This is a genomic window from Neobacillus sp. PS3-12 (genome assembly GCF_030915385.1).
GTDB lineage: Bacteria > Bacillota > Bacilli > Bacillales > Cytobacillaceae > JAEVLT01.
The window spans coordinates 4,176,202-4,193,674 of the sequence record NZ_CP133268.1 but is presented as its reverse complement, the minus strand read 5'-3'; the positions used below and the strand labels follow the sequence as shown (position 1 = coordinate 4,193,674).

Genomic DNA, 17,473 nt, shown 5'->3' with positions numbered 1-17,473 from the left:
ACAGCTTAACAATTTAACAATCATTGTCCTGATTGTTTTGCTTTATCTGAGTTAGTTGATGAATCATTTTTTTGCTGATCTGGAAGCGCAAAGGCAACCTTTAACTGATCTCCTTGATGAAGGACTGCTCCTGGTGCAATCGTTTGGCTTACAGCATAGCCGCTGCCGTCAGTTTCTAACTTTAAATCAGAAATTTTCGCCACTTTCATGACATCCCTTAAAGACCATCCTGTCATATCAGGGGCAATGGGGTCCCCATCTGTGCGAAGGATAACCTTCTCGCCTTCAAGAATCGTTGTCCCTTCTAGAGGTAATTGACTTTCCACCTTCGTTCCCTTACCAACAACTACCGTTTCGAACCCTTTACCTTGCAGGTCTTTGGCTGCAGCATCAACTGATTCTCCTGTTAAATCAGTCAGCTTATTGGTTGTAGCTTTCCCCGCACTTGATGGCTGAATATTTAAATACTGTAAACTATTTTTCATAACAGGGTCAAAAATCATTGAAACCGGAATCGATCCTTTTGAATAATCATCAATTTTTGGCTGTTGTACGGCAACATAGACCAAAAGCTTTGGGTCATCCTTTGGAGCCATACCCATAAATGAAAATACATAATTGCTTGGTCCGGTTAAATATTTTCCACCTGGCCCAGGAATTTGCGCAGTTCCTGTTTTACCAGCAACACTATAGCCATCTATTTTATAGCGGCTTCCTGTCCCTTTTGGTGAGGTTACGACTGTTTCGAGAATGTCACGTACTGTTTTCGCCGTTTCGGCAGAAATTGGTGTACCAGCCACTTCAGGTTTGGTCTTTTTTATTACTTTACCTGTATCATGATCAACAATTTTTTCCACTATATTCGGCTTCATCATTTTACCATCATTTGCAACCGCTGTTGCTGCTTGGATTTGTTCCATTGGTGTAATCGCTGCTCCTTGTCCAAAGGCGGTTGTCGCTTTTTGAATTGGATATTGAAATGGAATCTGTCCACCTGCTTCATTCGGAAGTTCAATTCCCGTTGGCTTATCTAAACCAAATTTAGTCAAGTACTCCCTGAATTTATCAAATCCTAATTTTTCATTAGCTAATTTAGCAAAGGCAACGTTTGAAGATCTTTGGACCCCTTCCAAGTACGTTATAGCACCCCAACCCGAAATGTTCCAGTCATGAACGGCTGGACTTTTAGGGGTTACTTGGTAAGAACCTGATTGATACGTTTCATTCGGGTTAAAAACATTTTCTTGGACCGCAGCCGACAGCGTATAAATCTTCATTGTGGATCCCGGTTCAAAAGGAGTAATGGCTTCATTTTGCCAAGCTTTATCAATTCCATCTCTAGTATTTGAGTCGAATGTCGGTCTCTGCTCCATAGCTAAAACATTTCCTGTTTTTGGATCTGCGACAATTGCAACCATCATTTTCGGTTTGTATTCCTTATCGACCGTATTCATTGCATCTTCAACGAAAGTTTGAATTTTTTTATCGATCGTTAAATAAACATCATTACCATCTTTCGCAGCTGTCACTTTGGGTTTATTGTTCGGCAGAATATATCCCCAAATATCACTTTCATAATCAATCTTCCCATCTGTACCTGTTAAAGCTTTATTATATTGTTTTTCAATCCCCATTTTTCCTACTGTCTTAGACGATCCATCTTTTTGCTCAACCTGCTCTGCATAACCAACTAGGTGTGAAGCGAAAATCCCATTTGGGTAAAAACGCTTTGAACTGCGTGTAAACGTAATTCCCGGTAAGTGTAGCTTCTCTATTTTCTGTTTGGTTTCAAAATCAATATCCCGTCCGGCTTTTCCGAATTCCACCTGAAATCTGTTTTTTTGAGTTAAAATGCTGTATATTTTCGATTCACTTATCGGAATATATTTGGACAGCTCCAATGCCGTTTCTTGCGGGTTTACAACATTCTGAGGTTTTTTAGGATTGGTTGTCATTTTTTTATCTAAAATTGCAATAAGGGTATAGGCAGAGCTATCCTCAGCCACAGCCTCACCCACTCGATCAAAAATTGTTCCTCTTTGGGCTTCGACAACCCCCACCCTGCTGTATTTTTGTTTGGCTTTTGCCGCTAAGGGCTCACCGCCCACTTCTCCTGAGATTTGAATCGAAAAATAACGGTAGATTAATATAAAAAAGAGCAGGCTGAATATTAAAAATAATATCGCTGCTCCGACATTCATATTTTTTTGCTTCTTTATCATTTACTCTGCACTACCTTAACGTTATTTTCATTTAATTCAAGTCCCATTTTCTTAGCTTTATCCGCTATGCGGTTATAGTTGCTTAATTTGCTTACCTGGACCTTCAAATCGCCATTTACCTTTTGTTGATCATTGATGGAAGATTGGACCTTCTGAATATCTTCATTAACTTTATAAATCTTAGCTTGATTAGAGATCATCTGAACCGCACCAAGACAAACTAACCCAGCAAATGCTAAACTGAGAAATTTCTCTCCAGGGGTTAACCAAGATTTCTTTACTGCCCTTTTTTGTTTTTGAATGTCCTGCATTTGTTGTTCTTTTTGCTGTTGCTCTAGCTCTCTGGCAAGATTACTCATTCTTTCCCCTCCTGAAATGTCAATTTTCTATCGTTTTTCGGCAATCCGAAGCTTTGCCGACCTAGCTCGGTTGTTGATCTCTAATTCTTCATCAGATGGACCTATTGGTTTTCTCGTAATAAGTTTTAATACGGGTTTATATTCTTCAGGAATTATCGGAAGGCCTGGGGGCAAATCTGGAGTTTCACTTGCCTTTTTAAAGGTTGCCTTGCAGATTCTGTCCTCTAAAGAATGGAACGTAATGACACTGATCCTCCCACCTGGGTTTAAAAGCTCGATAGCCTCTTGTAAGGATTGTTCAAATACGGATAATTCATCATTTACCGCAATACGGATCGCTTGAAAAATACGTTTTGCCGGATGCCCGCCTTTTCTTCTCGCTGGAGCTGGAATAGCGTCTTTTATCAATTCCACCAGTTCTCCGGTTGATTTAATTGGCTTTACAGCTCTTGCAGCTTCAATTTTTCGGGCAATTTGTTTTGAAAACTTCTCTTCCCCATAACGAAAAAAGATACGAACTAAATCTCCATATGGCCAATCATTTACTACATCATAAGCAGACAATGCTGCATCAGAGTCCATTCTCATATCGAGTGGTGCGTCATGATGGTAACTGAAGCCTCTTTCAGGTGTATCTAACTGTGGTGAAGACACACCGAGGTCGTACAAAATTCCATCAACACGCTCAATTCCCAGCTTATTAAGTTCTTCTGTTAAATATAAGAAATTACTTTTTACGACAGTTAGCTGCTGACTGTAAGCTGCTAACCTTTCCTTTGCATTGGCAATGGCTATCTCATCCTGATCAAAGGCGATTAATCTGCCATCCTGCCCAAGCTTTGAGAGGATGAGGGAACTGTGTCCTGCACCGCCTAATGTACAATCCACATATGTTCCATTAGGTTTAATATTTAATCCGTTCACTGTTTCTTCTAATAGTACTGTCTTATGTTCAAACATTTTTTCACCCTTCCAATCGAACGCACTTGGTTTCGATAAAAACAACTTTCCCATTATATATCAAAACCAATCATATTTTCAGCAATTTCGGCAAATGACTCTTCCGACTGTATAAAGTAGTCTTCCCAAATCTGTTTGCTCCAAATTTCAATTCGATTGGAAACTCCTAAAATCACACAATCTTTTTCTAATTTTGCATATTGAAGCAAGGGTCCAGGAAGATTCACTCTCCCTTGTTTATCCAGTTCACTCTCCGTTGCACCTGAAAAGAAAAACCGAGTAAAAGCGCGGGCATCTTTTTTTGTTAGTGGTAACCCCTTGAGTTTATCTTCAAGTATTTTCCACTCTGATAATGGGTAACCAAATAAACATTGATCAAGACCGCGAGTAATAATAAACATTTCTCCAAGGTCTTCACGAAATTTGGAGGGGATGATCAATCGGCCTTTATTATCGATGCTATGATGGTATTCACCCATGAACATACCCACTACCCCCACTTTCTAAATAAAATGTACCACAATCCCCCACTTTCCTCCACCTATTTTTTATATTAATTCTTTCTAACACCTGGAAATTCCTTTTAAAAAAGAAAAACTTCACCAAAGGGTGAAGTTTTCTATATCTTTATGACCTTGTGGTTTCCATCAAAGGCGAAATTCAACTCCATTAAGTCATTCACAAAACTTAATCCATACTGATTTAAATAGTAAAAAATATTCCAAACCCTTTCTTGCGGAGAACCATCAGGCCTTAATGCCAAATCAATGCGGGCATATTTATTTAAAATTATTTGGTGCCTAAATTTAACGGATTCTTCAAGCTTCCCTTCCATAAAGGCAATTTGCTGAAGCAAATTGTTTTCATTTTTTGAAACAAGCGGAAGAAGCCCACGATCAAGCTGTGCTGTTTTTTGTTCGACCTTTCGATAGTGGGTTTGCAGTTCTTGCTTAATCTCTGTAAATAATTCAGCTACCTCTTGATCCCTTATAGATTGAAGAAATTGTGTTCGTTCTTCGTCGGTCCCCCGAATCAGGACATTCTGTAAATCCAAATTTAATTCTGTCATGTCGGTTTCAACCGACCCATCCAAAAATGTAATATTTAATCTCGGTACAATAGGAGGCATTTTTAGTCCGAAATGTTCAAAAACCAGTTTTAACTCAGCCCAATAAGCTATTTCTCCAGGGCCGGCAATAAAGGCAATCGTTGGGAAAAGCCATTCTTGCGCTAATGGTCTTGTAACGACATTATTACTTAATTTGGAAGGTTCACCCGACGCTATCTCCACTAACTCAGCTTTTGATAAAGCAATCGAACCATTCTTCCCCACAAAAAGGTCTTTTTGGCGGTCGAATTCAAGTAAAATACGTTCATTTAGCCTTTGATCATAATAAAAAAGATTTGCTAATCTGTCATTCGCTTCAATTGCATTTGGAAAACCTTGATCACGAATTTGTTTTTGCTGCTCAAGTAACAAAGATGTGATGGAATCATGATGCACTATTTGATTAGTGAAAATATCCTTCTCCAATTGCCTTAGATTTTCATCTCCAGAATCAACGATCAGGAGGCCGGAATCTTTAAATAATTCCATTATAATATTTGCAAAAAAGTCTACAAACGTTGTTGACTGTTCAAGTTGTTTTTCAAGAAAGCTTAAAAGCTTGTTTGTGTGTTCTGTTTCTCCAAAAGTTTCGATGAAGTGCCGAATCCAAGTTTGAGCGATTTCTTTATTTACACGAATATCTGAAACCATCTTCTTTTGTAAAACTTTTTGAGGAAAAATCCACTTATCTGCCTTTTTCTCAACGGGGATATATACATGATTTACTTCTTGATAATCATGGTCTTCTCCTGCAATCCAAAATACTGGTACTACTGGCACATTTAATAGTCTTTCTTTTTCCTCTGCCAATTTAATAATTGAAATCACTTTATGTAAGGTATAAAGAGGGCCAGTAAGAATTCCCGCTTGTTGACCGCCAATGACAACAACACTATTGTCTTGTTTAAGTTTTTCAATGGAATCCTTAATAGAAGGAGAGGATGGAAAATGCTCCATAAAGTTTTCGATATGCTGTGCCAATTCTTTTCGTGGAAAAGATCTATTTTTTAATTCCGCTAATCTCTCCAAATCATCGGAAGATTGGTCAAAACGATAATGAAAAAAAGGTTGTATTTCTTCCGTTTGTTTCAAATAATTTGAGGCAAATCGGTTTGTTGCAGGTAAAGAGAGATTAACAATCTCCATTCATTGTACTTCCTTTCTAAACATGAGTATTCTTAACGAGTATAGCATTTACAAGTGAAATATAAAAAAAACTTTGCTTAGGCTTGAGTGTTTTTTACTAATTCTGTTACATATTATTTTCTTTTCCCTTTACTAAAAGGTACAGATTTTTGATAATAGGTGCCTGTTTTTCTTGTTTTTGCGCTTCCTCAAGTAAAAAACCTAGTATCGCATCAATTTCAGTTTTTCTACCCGCTTCAATGTCTTTTAACATCGATGAACGATTTAAAGCAGTATTTTGGCAGACTTTGATCACACTACGAAAGTAAACTTTTGAATCTGCTAAATTTAATATAAAGACAATTTCTGAAAATAAATCCTTTAAGACTTCATAATAATAATCGTTTTTTATTAACATCCCATTTTGTACCTGAAGAATCGCTGTTAATGGGTTGACTACTGCGTTAATAATTAATTTACTAATTAGCATTTCATAATAATTATTATGAAGAGAAACTGGAAAACCATCAGGTACCAAGGAAGAAAATGAAGTTAAACTAGTACGATCACCACTGAAAAGTGCAAGATTTGTTACCCCTTCCCCATTATGTCTAACTGTAAAGGGATTTTCTTTATATGCTCCATGCTCAATCGTTCCGACAAATAGATTGTTCCCCTCTAGTTTCGAAAGCAATTTCAAATGACTCATACCATTTTGTAAAAACAAGATATCGTTTGGCTTAGTGTTGATTTTTGCGGCCCTTTCAATGACGTCTTTTACTTGATATTGTTTAACTGCCACAATCGTCAAATCCTCACGACCCTCCCATAGGTCAAATGGGCATGCTTTTATGTTATAGTTACTTTTACCATCTTTTTTTACCAGGACAATTCCATGTTTATTTATATCCTCAGCTTGTTCCAATGTTTTTGTATAGATGACAACATGATTAGTTTTACTCAAATATGCCGCAAAAAGCAATCCAATGGAACCGGCACCAATTATCCCAATCTTCATGACTATTCCTTCTTCCTTAACTATAGCAATATCTTACCAAATGTATTTGTTTTTTTCCTATAAAATTGCTTGTAAACAGCGCTTTCTAAAGACAGGCAATATTGATATTTAGAATCTTTTGAACTTTTTTCTTTCATTTCCTGATAAACCATTGGTATAATATTTTTAGAAGATCTTTCACATTTAAAGGAAGCGCTTACTAATGTGTATCAGCTTTTTTAGCTATTTTGTTATATTAGAAAATTTTTATTGGTAATTCGTTTTACATTCAATATTTCATGGTAACTTCTAAAGGAGGTATTTCTTTGACAATATCAGTAGAAAACCTAAGAGTTAACTTCAAGACACTTGAAGAATTTAAAAAGTTTAAAGAATATGGAATACAAGAATTATCAATGCATGAGGATTTAGAAGCAAATATTATTGAGGACAATAGCAAATCTCCTTTTTATGGAATCTATTTTGGGGATAAGTTAATTGCCCGCATGAGCTTATATGAAATTAATGAAAAATATGATCGCTATTTTTATCCACCGCAAAATTATTTGGAGTTGTGGAAACTTGAGGTTATCCCTGAATATCAAGGAAAAGGGTATGGAAGTGCCTTAGTTGAGTTTGCTAAAAGTTTGGGACTTCCAATCAAGACCAATCCGAGGGTTAAATCGAAGGAATTTTGGGAAAAGATGGGCTTTCTCAGCGTTGATTATGATATGGAAAGAGACAGGGGCGAAAACCCTCTTGTATGGTATCCAGAAGGGGTTAAGGCCCAAGAATATTAATTAATTTCAGCTTAAAAAGCGGGCAAGTTTGCCCGCTTTTTATTTTGGAGGAAAACATAGCTTATTTGAAAACAGGCCCATTTGAATTGCTTCTCCATTTTCATTCTACTCTTTCTAGGTTTCCGTTTTTATCCATCTGATATTTCGCTCGCGGTTCCCGATCTCCATCCTGAAGGACAACCATTTTTCTTGCCCTTTCCATGATTTCCATTAATGAACGATAATCCTCTTCAATCGCTTTCAAGTTTTTTTCAAGTCTTTCATTTTCTGCAGCAAGATAATACGTTTGTTTTTCCAACTCCTTGATTTTCCCATAAGACTTTTCCTTATCCTCTTGAATACTCTCGGAGATTTCAGCCTTTTTGTAAAGACGTTGCAAAAAGTGGATCACAGCTTGAAAGTTTAGTTCATCATTTTCCTCTTCTTGCAGATGTGTTGTGGAATTTAAAACTGGCTGCGGTAGCTGACCACTTGGAATGGCTGCTTGGTTTTTTAATTCTTTCCTCTGCTTCTTTGCGAGTTCAATTCCAGATTTATATTGTTTTCGTACATAAGAATTCCACCGAAACCCGCAAGCCGCCGCTGTCCGGGAAAGACGTTTGCCAACTTCCTCAAATGCTTGGAGCTGGGTTCCGCCTTCCCTTATATAACGGAGAACTACCTCTGCGAGTAACAAATCTTCATCTTGGGACCATGCGTCTTGGCGTGTTGGTGACATCAGTAAATCCCTCCTAGTGTTTTTATTCATACATATGCATCTACTAGAAAAGATAGACTGATATTATACTACCAAGTTTTTAACTTTCATTCTTTTTTATTAAGAAAGTTTTTAACATATACATGGTGTGCATCACTTTCCCACAAAAATGAACAGTTTCGAACTTCAGCTTCCATTCTCTCATGGAGTTTAGCTTCTTCCCATTTTCTGATTAAGATTTTCTTGTAAGACTCCAGAACACTGGATTCAATGGACAACATTTTATCAAGAAAATTCTCACAAGCTGTAAGAGGCTCCTCACTATAAATTTCGTCTATGAATCCTTCTTCCTTTAATACCTCTATCGGTTTCAAGTCTGCATCCATAAGAAGTTTCATTGCTTTAGGTGTTGAAAGTTTCTCAGTCAAAATGGTGCCACCGCCCCAGCCTGTTGTAATCGCTTGTTTTCCTTGAACAAAACCGGCTTTAACGCCGCCGCGAGCAACCCGAAAATCACAGGCAGCTAAAATTTCACAGCCGCCGCCAACTGCATGTCCATTGATCAATCCCAGCGTTGGTTTTGGTAAAGTTAACAACGAATAAAGAATAGCAGACATCTTCGATAACATTTTGTAGGCTTCCTCATGTGTATTTAAAGCATGGAAAACGGCTAAATCCCCGCCAGAACAAAATGCTCGTGTTCCCTCCCCAGTAATGACCAATGCTTTGATATCTGGTTCTTTGGCTTGCTCAATAACTTCCAGCAATCCTTGCATGACCTCATAATCAATTGCATTTCTTCTTTCATTTCTTGTAATGGTAAAAAGTAAATACCCTTTGTCCTTCTTTTCAATCGTATACGCTTTCAAATCTGCCACTCCTGTTTACTAAGTTTTCAAATTTTTGATTATAGAAATTGTTAACAATGTCCCAATAAACGACAAAAGCACAAGGGCTTTCCCGCCTCTTGTGCTTTAATCATCTGCTGTAATATTAGTCGTTCACTACTACTTCTTTACCTTTGTATGTTCCACAAGCTTTACATACGCGGTGAGCAAGTTTCATTTCACCACAATTTGGGCATGCTACCATACCAGGAACATTTAATTTGAAATGAGTGCGACGCTTTCTTTTCGCAGTTTTAGAAGTTCTTCTAAAAGGTACAGCCATGTCAAACACCTCCTTAAGAGTATTAAGAAAGATGAAGACCAAGTATTCTGGTTCTTCACATACTTCTTTTGTTACTACCGACTATGAATCGGAAGAAGAATTATTTTCATCAAAAAATTTTGCAAGGCCCGCAAGCCTAGGATCAATCTTATTTGATTTGTCCTCTTCACGAACAACTTCCCAATCTTTTCCAGATTGTGGCGCAGCATCTTCGCTGTTGTCATCCTCACAAAACACTTGCATTGGCACCTCAAGTAAAAGTATTTCTCTAATGACAGGCATTAGATCAATCACATCACCCTTAACTTGATAAGCCTCTTCATCAGGTTCAACGCCTGATGCTTGCAAGAGAAAAGTTTCAGTTGTTTCGACATTAATTGGAAGTTTAACATCCACTAAAGTACGAGAACAAGGAAGGATTAAATGACCTTCTATTTTTAAATGGAACGTCACTTTTGTTGAACCAATATCTGCCCGTCCCGTTATATGAATTGGCGATACATCACGAATAGTTGGATCATCTTGTTTGATCTCATCTACCCGAAGGGTCTCATCAATCGGAAAATCCTTGTTTCGATATTTTTGTAATTGGTTTAATGTCCATTTCAATTGAATCACCTCAAGGCAACAAAGGTAATTATAGCCTCCTATAATATTTTTGTCAATGTATTTTCTTTACACCATAAAGAATGTATATTTTACAGCACAAAGAGTTTATTTCCCTTACTAGCATATCCATATCTGTAAAAGCCAACACCTTCATTTTAAATCAATAGCCCATTTATAAAAAAGATAAGCTCTTTCCTATCTTTGTTAACATAGCTTATTAAGGAAAATAGAAAAAAAAGAGGTGAACGAAATGTCCTATTCACAACCGCATGTTATCCCTGGTTACGGGATGGGAGGACAGTTTGGCGCAGGTATGCCATATCATCATGGTGGTTTTTATGGAGGAGGATATCATCATGATTGGCATCATCATCATGGATACCCTTACTATCACCAACCATATCAAAGTCTCTACTATCCATACCACCACCATCATCATGGCTGGTACGGGCAACATTATTAATGAAAATAAAGGGGCTGGCCCATTTAACTGGGCTGGCTTTTTATATGATTAAAAAATTAGAAACATTGTTATAATGGTATATAATTCTATTTTGTTAAAAGGAGTAACGCAATGAAAGCTGTTGGCTTAATCGTTGAATATAACCCCTTCCATAATGGACATGCCCATCATTTAAACTCTGCCAAAGAATTATCAAACGCCGATATCGTCATAGCGGTAATGAGTGGAAACTTTCTGCAAAGAGGGGAGCCTGCCCTGGTTTCTAAATGGTATCGGGCAAATATGGCCTTGCAGGCTGGGGTTGACCTTGTTTTTGAACTTCCGTACATATTCGCCACTCAAAAGGCAGAAAACTTTGCAAACGGTGCTGTTTCCATTTTGGATGCTGCAGGTTGTGATTTTTTATGTTTTGGAAGTGAGAATGGAGATATTCATGATTTTTATAACACATTGGAATTCATGGAAGAACGGAACGAAACCTACCAGGAAAATATTAAAAAACATATTAAAACAGGGGTTAGCTATCCAAAAGCGCAGGCATTGTCCTTTGAGGAACTCAAATCTCCACAAGGACTTGTAGATTTATCAAAACCTAACAATATTCTTGGTTACCATTATCTAAAGGCCATCAACAGCCTAAAAAGCTCTATGGCACCTTTAACAGTAAAACGAAAAAATGCGGATTATCACGATGAACATTTTGCATCTGAACGGATTGCAAGTGCAACAAGTATTCGAAAAGCCTTGTTTTCAACAAATGAACAGGAAATAGGGATTGATCAATTTATTCCGCAGACAACAAACGCTTTACTGACCGATTATTACCGCCAGTTTGGAATTTTTCATCAATGGGAAAATTATTATCCATTTTTACAATTTCTTCTCCTTCAGGCCAATCCAAATGAATTAAGGGAGATTTATGAGGTTGAAGAGGGGATCGAAAACAGGCTGATAAAAACAGCCATGGAATCCAATAGTTTTCGAGAATTTATGGAAAAAGTGAAAACAAAACGTTATACATGGACAAGACTCCAGAGAATTTGTCTTCATATTTTGACCAACACTAAGAAAATCCAAATGACTTCTTTAGAGCAGGCTTCCTATTTAAGATTATTAGGAATGACTGAAAATGGAAAAGAATATTTAAACAAAATGAAAGCACATTTGGGATTGCCGCTTATTTCAAAGCTATCTTCGTATAAAAACGAAGATATTCTGCCAGATATTAAGGCATCCAGGATATACGCATGTGTATTGCCAAATCATTTAAAAGTGAAAAGCTTTGAAGAAGAATTTAAGCAGCCACCTATTTATTTAAAATAATCAGGGGCTGCTTTTTTTACTTTTGAGGTGATTTTTTTAAATATGTAACAGCCTCATCAAATGTATCGACAGGGACAATTTTCATTTTCGTGCCAATTTCATGGGCTGCTTTTAAAGCATCCCGATAATTTGATTTTTTAGCCCCATGCTCGTTTGGCGCTAAAAAAATTTCTGCTCCTGCTTTGTCAGCGGCAACAATCTTTTGCTCAATTCCGCCAATTGGACCAACGGTACCATCAACATCTATCGTTCCAGTTCCCGCAATTTGGTGTCCTTTTGTAAGGTCATCTTTCGTTAACTGATTATAAATTTCCAGTGAAAACATCAAACCGGCAGATGGTCCGCCAATTTCATCGGTAACAATTTTGACAGGAGGACTTACAATGACCTCTTTGTCATCCACTAAAGAAATCCCAATTCCCACACGTTTTGGTTCCTGTTTAAAAGGCTTTACTTGAATTTTAACATCCTTCGTTTGCTTTTTTCGTAAATAAGTGAAGGTTAGTTCTTCTCCTGCCTTCTTCGTGCGGACATAATCCATAAACTCGTTAGATGAAGAAAAAGTATTTCCATCCACTTTAAAAATACGATCTCCAGCCTTTAGTTTTCCATAGGCAGGCATATTCGGCAATACACTAAGAACATAAATACCATTATATTTAAACTTAACAGGTAAACCTGCTTTACGGTATGCAACATCTGTAGCGTTTAGTTTGGCATCTTTCATCAGATAAAGCTGCCTGACATTGTATTCTTCTTCTGTTTCCGTCGGGTTTAAGATTTCACTTTCCGGGTATATTTCTTCAAATTTGCTCATTTTTGCTTCAGCATAAGAGTAAATATTTGCCTGACCCATTCTTACTGTTGTTAACATAAAATTTCCTTTATCTTTCTTTCCGTTTTTAACAGTAATAATCGGCTTAAGCGCTTTTGCCATCCCAGGCTTCGTAATGTAAAATGGCAGCGAATAGAACATTGCGCCAATAAGAACAATGGCTGCAACGATGGTTGAACCGATAAAAAGCTTTTTCCGCATCGTAAGAAAACTACCCCTTCCAATTAGTAATAACAGATTTAATTTCTTTAATGTATTTTCTGGTTTCTGCTTCACCAACTTGAATGATGTCCTCGATATTTGTAAAGGCACGTGAACTAAAATTTTCTACTGGTGGACGGATCATAAAATCAGAGGCAATTTCACGATTGATTACAATCTCGGTTTGCATAATATCAATACTTTGCATGATCACATCATAAATATTGGAAATTTCAGCATTGCGCTTGACTCGTGATACATCAACTGCGATGACAATATCTGCGCCCATTTCCTTAGCAACTGAAACAGGAACACGATCAGCAACGCCTCCGTCTACTAAAAGGCGGCCATTATACTTTTCAGGCACAAAAATACCAGGGATAGAAATACTTGCCCTAACAGCCTCTGCGATTGGACCATTTCTAAAGACAACTTTCTCCCCTGTTAATAAATCTGTAGCCACCACACCAATCGGTATTAACAGGTCCTCAATATTTTTTCCATGTGTAAAAACTTTAATAAACTCTTTTAATCTTTTCCCCGCTATAAAACCCATTTTTGGTACCGTAAAATCGAGATAAAACTTACGCTTAAATGCTCCAGATAATTTATAAAGATGTTCTAATTCAATCCCTACTCCATAAAAACAAGCAACAAGAGATCCCATACTGCTCCCCGCAATCAGATCAATGGGAATACCTTCTTCAACCAGTACCTTAATTACACCTAAATGTGCAAACCCCCTTGCACCACCTGACCCAAGTGCCAATCCGATTTTTGGATGACTCACGTTTTACCACTCCCTCAAAATCACCGTATCTATTTTATCTATGTTTAAACTTTTATAAATGCAGTATTTTACATTAACTGCACTTGTTTTTTCCTAAAGGAAATCTCTCCAATCCTATGGTCTATTTTCTTTTTCTATGAGTATATTGTGTTATATGGGACAAGGGTATTAACACTTGGTATACATGCAAAACCATATGTTTACTTTTGATTGTATCTATTTATGTTAGTGATGGGAAGGAGGTATTTTCATTTGCTTCAATCTAAACTAAAAACCATCTTCTTGTCGTTTTCGGTTACCGTCATGGCAGCATCGCTGATCACATTTCCGCAGGAGTCATTTCAGGCTTCCATTCGCGGCTTAGATATGTGGTGGAAAATTGTTTTCCCTTCTCTTTTGCCTTTTTTTATTGTATCGGAAATGTTAATTGGGTTCGGTGTTGTTCGGTTTATTGGTGTCCTCTTGGAACCACTCATGCGTCCTTTATTTAAGGTTCCAGGTGTAGGGGGGTTCGTTATGGCAATGGGGATGGCTTCGGGATTTCCTGCAGGTGCAAAGCTGACCGCCAGACTTCGTCAAGAGGGACAAATAACAAGAATTGAAGCAGAAAGACTTGTATCTTTTACAAATTCCTCGAATCCAATCTTTATTTTTGGTGCGGTTTCTGTTGGTTTTTTTCATAACCCTAAATTGGGAATGATTTTAGCCTTATCACATTATCTTGGTAATATTTGTGTTGGTATCATGATGAGATTTTATGGTAGGGGAATTAATGAAAAAGTTAAAGACAAGGGAAAAAAATTTCACTTAAAAAGTGCCTTTTCAATCTTGCATCAAACAAGATTAAAGGATAATCGACCGATTGGCCAGCTTTTAGGAGATGCTGTTACATCATCGATTCAAACCTTATTAATGATAGGCGGTTTTATCATTATTTTTTCTGTTTTAAACCGAATGCTCTATCTTTTACATATAACGGCATTCCTGGCCAAAGCAGTTCAATTCCTGCTTACTTTATTATCCTTTCCCACTTCGTTAAGTATCCCATTTATTTCTGGATTATTCGAAATCACACTTGGAAGTCAATTAACGAGTAAGGTCGAAGCGGCAACACTAATGCAGCAAGTAATCATTACTAGTTTTATTCTTGGATTTAGTGGCTTTAGTGTCCAAGCACAGGTCGCGAGTATTCTATCCCAGACTGATATCCGCTTTAAACCCTTTTTCTTCGCGAGGATCGTCCATGGCACACTCGCAGGCATGTTTGCTTTTTTGCTCTATGAGCCTTTATCCGCAAAAATGAAATCAGCCAATCTTGACAACAATCCAACGATTCCAGTCATTCAATTCGGAGATCATTCATGGCTTGATGGACTATATACCAGCATGCTTCACACGGGTCCATTAATAACGATTTTTACGCTTATTTTTTATGTGCTTATCTTATCCGTAAGATTAAAAAGATAGAGGCAACACACATACGGAGTTCATTTATGCCTAAAAGAAAAAACCGGGTATAGGATATCCCGGTTCTATTTTTTCTGTTCAAATTTTTCGTGAAGCGCTTTCTCGACCACTGGCGGAACCAGCTCAGAAATTTTCCCATCGTCATATTGAGCTACCTCTTTTACAATACTAGAGCTCAAAAAAGAATATTGATTATTTGTCATAATAAAAAAGGTCTCTAAATCATCATCCAGCACTCTGTTCATCGAGGTAATCTGCATTTCGTACTCAAAATCTGAAACCGCTCTAAGACCGCGAATGATCGCACTTGCATTTACGCTTCGGGCATAATCTACAAGCAAACCCCTAAATTGATCTACCTTGACACTAGGAATATCTTCTGTCACTTTTCTTATTAATTCCATTCTTTCATCAACTGTAAATAGTGGATGCTTACTGGAATTGTTTAAAACTACTACATAAACCTCATCAAAGACTTTAGCTCCCCTTTTAATGATGTCTAAATGACCATATGTTATTGGGTCAAAGCTTCCTGGACAAACGGCTATCTTAACCAAAAGAGACTCCCCCTACCCTTTTTGTTCCTTTAAGAAAATGGTGATAGCAATAATTCCGTACCTTTCGTGTCTCACTTGTGTTAATCCCCCGATCGAAGCAGGCAGTTCTACTTCATGGCTATGTTCACATACAATCATGCTCCCATTATGTACCAGCCCATGTTCATCCATTTTTTCCATTAAACTTACGAGCTGCTGAAGTTTATACGGCGGATCTAGAAATATATAATCAAAAGATATTTCTCTCTTTATCAGGGCCTTTAATGCACGGTCAGCATCGTTTCTGTATACTTCCGATTTCCCCTCAAACTGACAAACATTTATGTTTTCACGGATGATTTGGATAGCTTTACTGTCCCGATCGATAAAAATTGCCTTCTCCAAGCCTCTGCTTAATGCTTCAATGCCTAACCCGCCACTTCCAGCAAAAAGGTCAAGAGCAACTCCTCCATCAAAATATGGACCAATCATATTAAAAATTGCTTCTTTTACCTTATCTGTCGTAGGCCTAGTTGTATTGCCTGGAACTGCCTTAAGGGCTCTTCCTTTACAAGTACCTGAAACAACTCTCATTTTTCATCACCACAATATTAACAAATTCCTTTTTCCTCCCTATCCTATCATAATCCTATTCTTTGCGACAAATTTTAACATATTAATCTTTATTTAAACTTTGGTTATCATGATAAATGTCCTATTTAGAAAATTTATTTAAAAATGTGTATAAGCACTTTTTTTATGGAAATAATGTAATTAACAACATCAATTCGAGGATGTTGTTGCCAACCGCGGAGAAGACTTACGTTTCCCCATAAGTTCTTCCTAGGTTTCTCCTCTCCCTTTGCCTTCTATCCTTAGTCAAGGATGTAGAAGGACCCTGCAGATTTTTCTGCAGGGTTTTTTATTTTACTTTAAAAAAATTAACAGATATAAAAAAAGTGAGAGCACCGTTGCTTCTCACTTAAATTCCCATCTTATAATCATATTCTTTGGCTTTATCAGGGATTGAATTTTCATATTCTATTTTTAAAAAAGGTTTATAGGATGGTTCTACTTTTTTCACAAAGGAATATGAATTCAGCTTTTCCATAACCCCAGGATAAGTCCTCTTGATTACAATACATAACAACATACTTTAATTTTTTAGAAATATAATGGACATTTCCAAAACGTCTTAGCATTTTTGCCTGTTTCAATGAATAGAGCCAAACAACCAATCCCTGTCTTTGAGTTAACATACCGTTCCCCTTCAAAACAACATTATTAAGTTTAAGTCTATCACATAAAAATACTTTAAGACAAATAAAAAATAAGCTACTTAGAATTAGGCAGAACAGCCGCCGCAACTGCCGCCGCAGCTTGAACCAGTATCGAAGAAAGGATTTCCTGTTGGAACTTTAACTTGCTTCGAAACTGCCCCCCCTAAAAGGGTGCTTATTTCATCTAATAAGCTTTGCAGGTCATTTTCGGCAACTCTAAACTCTGCAACAAAGGGGTCCATATCCATTTCCCGTTTACTTTCTCTTACTTCTTTCATTACTCTTTTGTAATCAGGATGATATTTACCAAATCTTTGTACTTCCTCATATAAGTCCTTTATTTTAACAAAATGATTAATTTTCCCTTGTGATGTTTCACTATTCTTTAATTTATATAAACAAATTCGATATTGTTCAGCAACATCGGATTGTAAAACCATCTCTGCTAATATGTCAGCATGCTCCAATAATTGAATTCTTTCAGTTGTAGCAAGCATTTGCTCACCTCCACCAAATATTTTACCATGAACA

Annotated in this window: 19 protein-coding genes and 1 pseudogene; 4 read left to right on the top strand and 16 right to left on the bottom strand. The window is 37.1% G+C overall.

Annotated features, from left to right (window positions below; genetic code table 11):
- Positions 1 to 20 precede the first annotated feature (20 nt).
- The 6 genes from RCG17_RS21215 to RCG17_RS21190 form a co-directional block, all read right to left on the bottom strand.
- Positions 21 to 2,222, bottom strand: coding sequence for a penicillin-binding protein (locus tag RCG17_RS21215; protein ID WP_308172054.1), 2,202 nt, complete (start codon positions 2,220 to 2,222; stop codon positions 21 to 23).
- Positions 2,219 to 2,581: a cell division protein FtsL gene (gene ftsL / locus RCG17_RS21210; RefSeq protein WP_308172053.1), complete on the bottom strand. Its 363-nt coding sequence runs from the start codon at positions 2,579 to 2,581 to the stop codon at positions 2,219 to 2,221. Before ftsL ends, RCG17_RS21215 begins: the two co-directional genes overlap by 4 nt.
- A 27-nt stretch (positions 2,582 to 2,608) precedes the next feature.
- Positions 2,609 to 3,541, bottom strand: coding sequence for a 16S rRNA (cytosine(1402)-N(4))-methyltransferase RsmH (gene rsmH, locus RCG17_RS21205; RefSeq protein ID WP_308172052.1), 933 nt, complete (start codon positions 3,539 to 3,541; stop codon positions 2,609 to 2,611).
- Between the two features lie 53 nt (positions 3,542 to 3,594).
- A complete protein-coding gene (mraZ, locus tag RCG17_RS21200) occupies positions 3,595 to 4,026 on the bottom strand; it encodes a division/cell wall cluster transcriptional repressor MraZ (RefSeq protein WP_308172051.1) in 432 nt (143 codons plus the stop codon).
- A 134-nt stretch (positions 4,027 to 4,160) separates the two neighbouring features.
- Positions 4,161 to 5,795 (bottom strand): bacillithiol biosynthesis cysteine-adding enzyme BshC, encoded by a 1,635-nt coding sequence (gene bshC / locus RCG17_RS21195; protein ID WP_308172050.1) that lies wholly within the window; start codon positions 5,793 to 5,795, stop codon positions 4,161 to 4,163.
- Positions 5,796 to 5,901: 106 nt separating this feature from the next.
- Complete coding sequence (locus RCG17_RS21190) at positions 5,902 to 6,792, bottom strand: 2-dehydropantoate 2-reductase (RefSeq protein WP_308172049.1); 891 nt, start codon at positions 6,790 to 6,792, stop codon at positions 5,902 to 5,904.
- Positions 6,793 to 7,070: 278 nt separating this feature from the next.
- Between RCG17_RS21190 and RCG17_RS21185 the strand changes: the two genes are divergently transcribed.
- Entirely contained in the window at positions 7,071 to 7,571 is a 501-nt protein-coding gene (locus RCG17_RS21185; RefSeq protein ID WP_374120857.1) for an N-acetyltransferase, read from the top strand.
- A gap of 100 nt (positions 7,572 to 7,671) precedes the next feature.
- Here the strand turns inward: RCG17_RS21185 and RCG17_RS21180 are convergent, their stop codons facing one another.
- From RCG17_RS21180 to RCG17_RS21165, 4 genes are all read right to left on the bottom strand, one after another.
- A complete protein-coding gene (locus RCG17_RS21180; RefSeq protein ID WP_308172047.1) occupies positions 7,672 to 8,289 on the bottom strand; it encodes an RsfA family transcriptional regulator in 618 nt (205 codons plus the stop codon).
- 86 nt (positions 8,290 to 8,375) lie between these two features.
- Complete coding sequence (locus tag RCG17_RS21175; protein ID WP_308172046.1) at positions 8,376 to 9,137, bottom strand: enoyl-CoA hydratase/isomerase family protein; 762 nt, start codon at positions 9,135 to 9,137, stop codon at positions 8,376 to 8,378.
- A 124-nt stretch (positions 9,138 to 9,261) separates the two neighbouring features.
- On the bottom strand, positions 9,262 to 9,438 hold the full coding sequence (gene rpmF / locus RCG17_RS21170) for a 50S ribosomal protein L32 (RefSeq protein ID WP_308172045.1): 177 nt from the start codon (positions 9,436 to 9,438) through the stop codon (positions 9,262 to 9,264).
- 81 nt (positions 9,439 to 9,519) lie between these two features.
- Positions 9,520 to 10,047 (bottom strand): YceD family protein, encoded by a 528-nt coding sequence (locus RCG17_RS21165; RefSeq protein ID WP_308172044.1) that lies wholly within the window; start codon positions 10,045 to 10,047, stop codon positions 9,520 to 9,522.
- Positions 10,048 to 10,349: 302 nt separating this feature from the next.
- On the opposite strand from RCG17_RS21165, the gene RCG17_RS21160 reads away from it, so the two are divergent.
- Positions 10,350 to 10,562, top strand: coding sequence for a hypothetical protein (locus tag RCG17_RS21160; protein WP_308172043.1), 213 nt, complete (start codon positions 10,350 to 10,352; stop codon positions 10,560 to 10,562).
- A 59-nt stretch (positions 10,563 to 10,621) separates the two neighbouring features.
- Positions 10,622 to 11,833, top strand: a complete 1,212-nt coding sequence (locus tag RCG17_RS21155; RefSeq protein WP_308172042.1) for a nucleotidyltransferase — start codon at positions 10,622 to 10,624, stop codon at positions 11,831 to 11,833.
- A gap of 16 nt (positions 11,834 to 11,849) precedes the next feature.
- Here the strand turns inward: RCG17_RS21155 and RCG17_RS21150 are convergent, their stop codons facing one another.
- Both RCG17_RS21150 and RCG17_RS21145 read right to left on the bottom strand, forming a co-directional pair.
- Positions 11,850 to 12,869 (bottom strand): SepM family pheromone-processing serine protease, encoded by a 1,020-nt coding sequence (locus RCG17_RS21150; RefSeq protein ID WP_308172041.1) that lies wholly within the window; start codon positions 12,867 to 12,869, stop codon positions 11,850 to 11,852.
- 10 nt (positions 12,870 to 12,879) lie between these two features.
- Positions 12,880 to 13,659 carry a patatin-like phospholipase family protein gene (locus RCG17_RS21145; protein WP_308172040.1) on the bottom strand — a complete coding sequence of 260 codons (780 nt, stop codon included), beginning with the start codon at positions 13,657 to 13,659 and terminating at the stop codon, positions 12,880 to 12,882.
- A gap of 252 nt (positions 13,660 to 13,911) precedes the next feature.
- Between RCG17_RS21145 and ylbJ the strand changes: the two genes are divergently transcribed.
- Complete coding sequence (ylbJ, locus tag RCG17_RS21140; RefSeq protein ID WP_308172039.1) at positions 13,912 to 15,126, top strand: sporulation integral membrane protein YlbJ; 1,215 nt, start codon at positions 13,912 to 13,914, stop codon at positions 15,124 to 15,126.
- A gap of 65 nt (positions 15,127 to 15,191) precedes the next feature.
- Here the strand turns inward: ylbJ and coaD are convergent, their stop codons facing one another.
- The 4 genes and pseudogenes from coaD to RCG17_RS21120 all read right to left on the bottom strand — a co-directional run bounded on the left by coaD (position 15,192) and on the right by RCG17_RS21120 (position 17,439).
- The gene (gene coaD, locus RCG17_RS21135) at positions 15,192 to 15,683 is read right to left on the bottom strand and encodes a pantetheine-phosphate adenylyltransferase (RefSeq protein WP_308172038.1); all 492 of its coding nucleotides are present in this window, start codon (positions 15,681 to 15,683) and stop codon (positions 15,192 to 15,194) included.
- Between the two features lie 12 nt (positions 15,684 to 15,695).
- Positions 15,696 to 16,256: a 16S rRNA (guanine(966)-N(2))-methyltransferase RsmD gene (rsmD, locus tag RCG17_RS21130; protein WP_308172037.1), complete on the bottom strand. Its 561-nt coding sequence runs from the start codon at positions 16,254 to 16,256 to the stop codon at positions 15,696 to 15,698.
- Positions 16,257 to 16,644: 388 nt separating this feature from the next.
- A pseudogene (locus RCG17_RS21125) lies at positions 16,645 to 16,921 on the bottom strand (YlbG family protein).
- Positions 16,922 to 17,007: 86 nt separating this feature from the next.
- Positions 17,008 to 17,439 (bottom strand): YlbF/YmcA family competence regulator, encoded by a 432-nt coding sequence (locus tag RCG17_RS21120; RefSeq protein WP_308172036.1) that lies wholly within the window; start codon positions 17,437 to 17,439, stop codon positions 17,008 to 17,010.
- Positions 17,440 to 17,473: the final 34 nt, after the last annotated feature.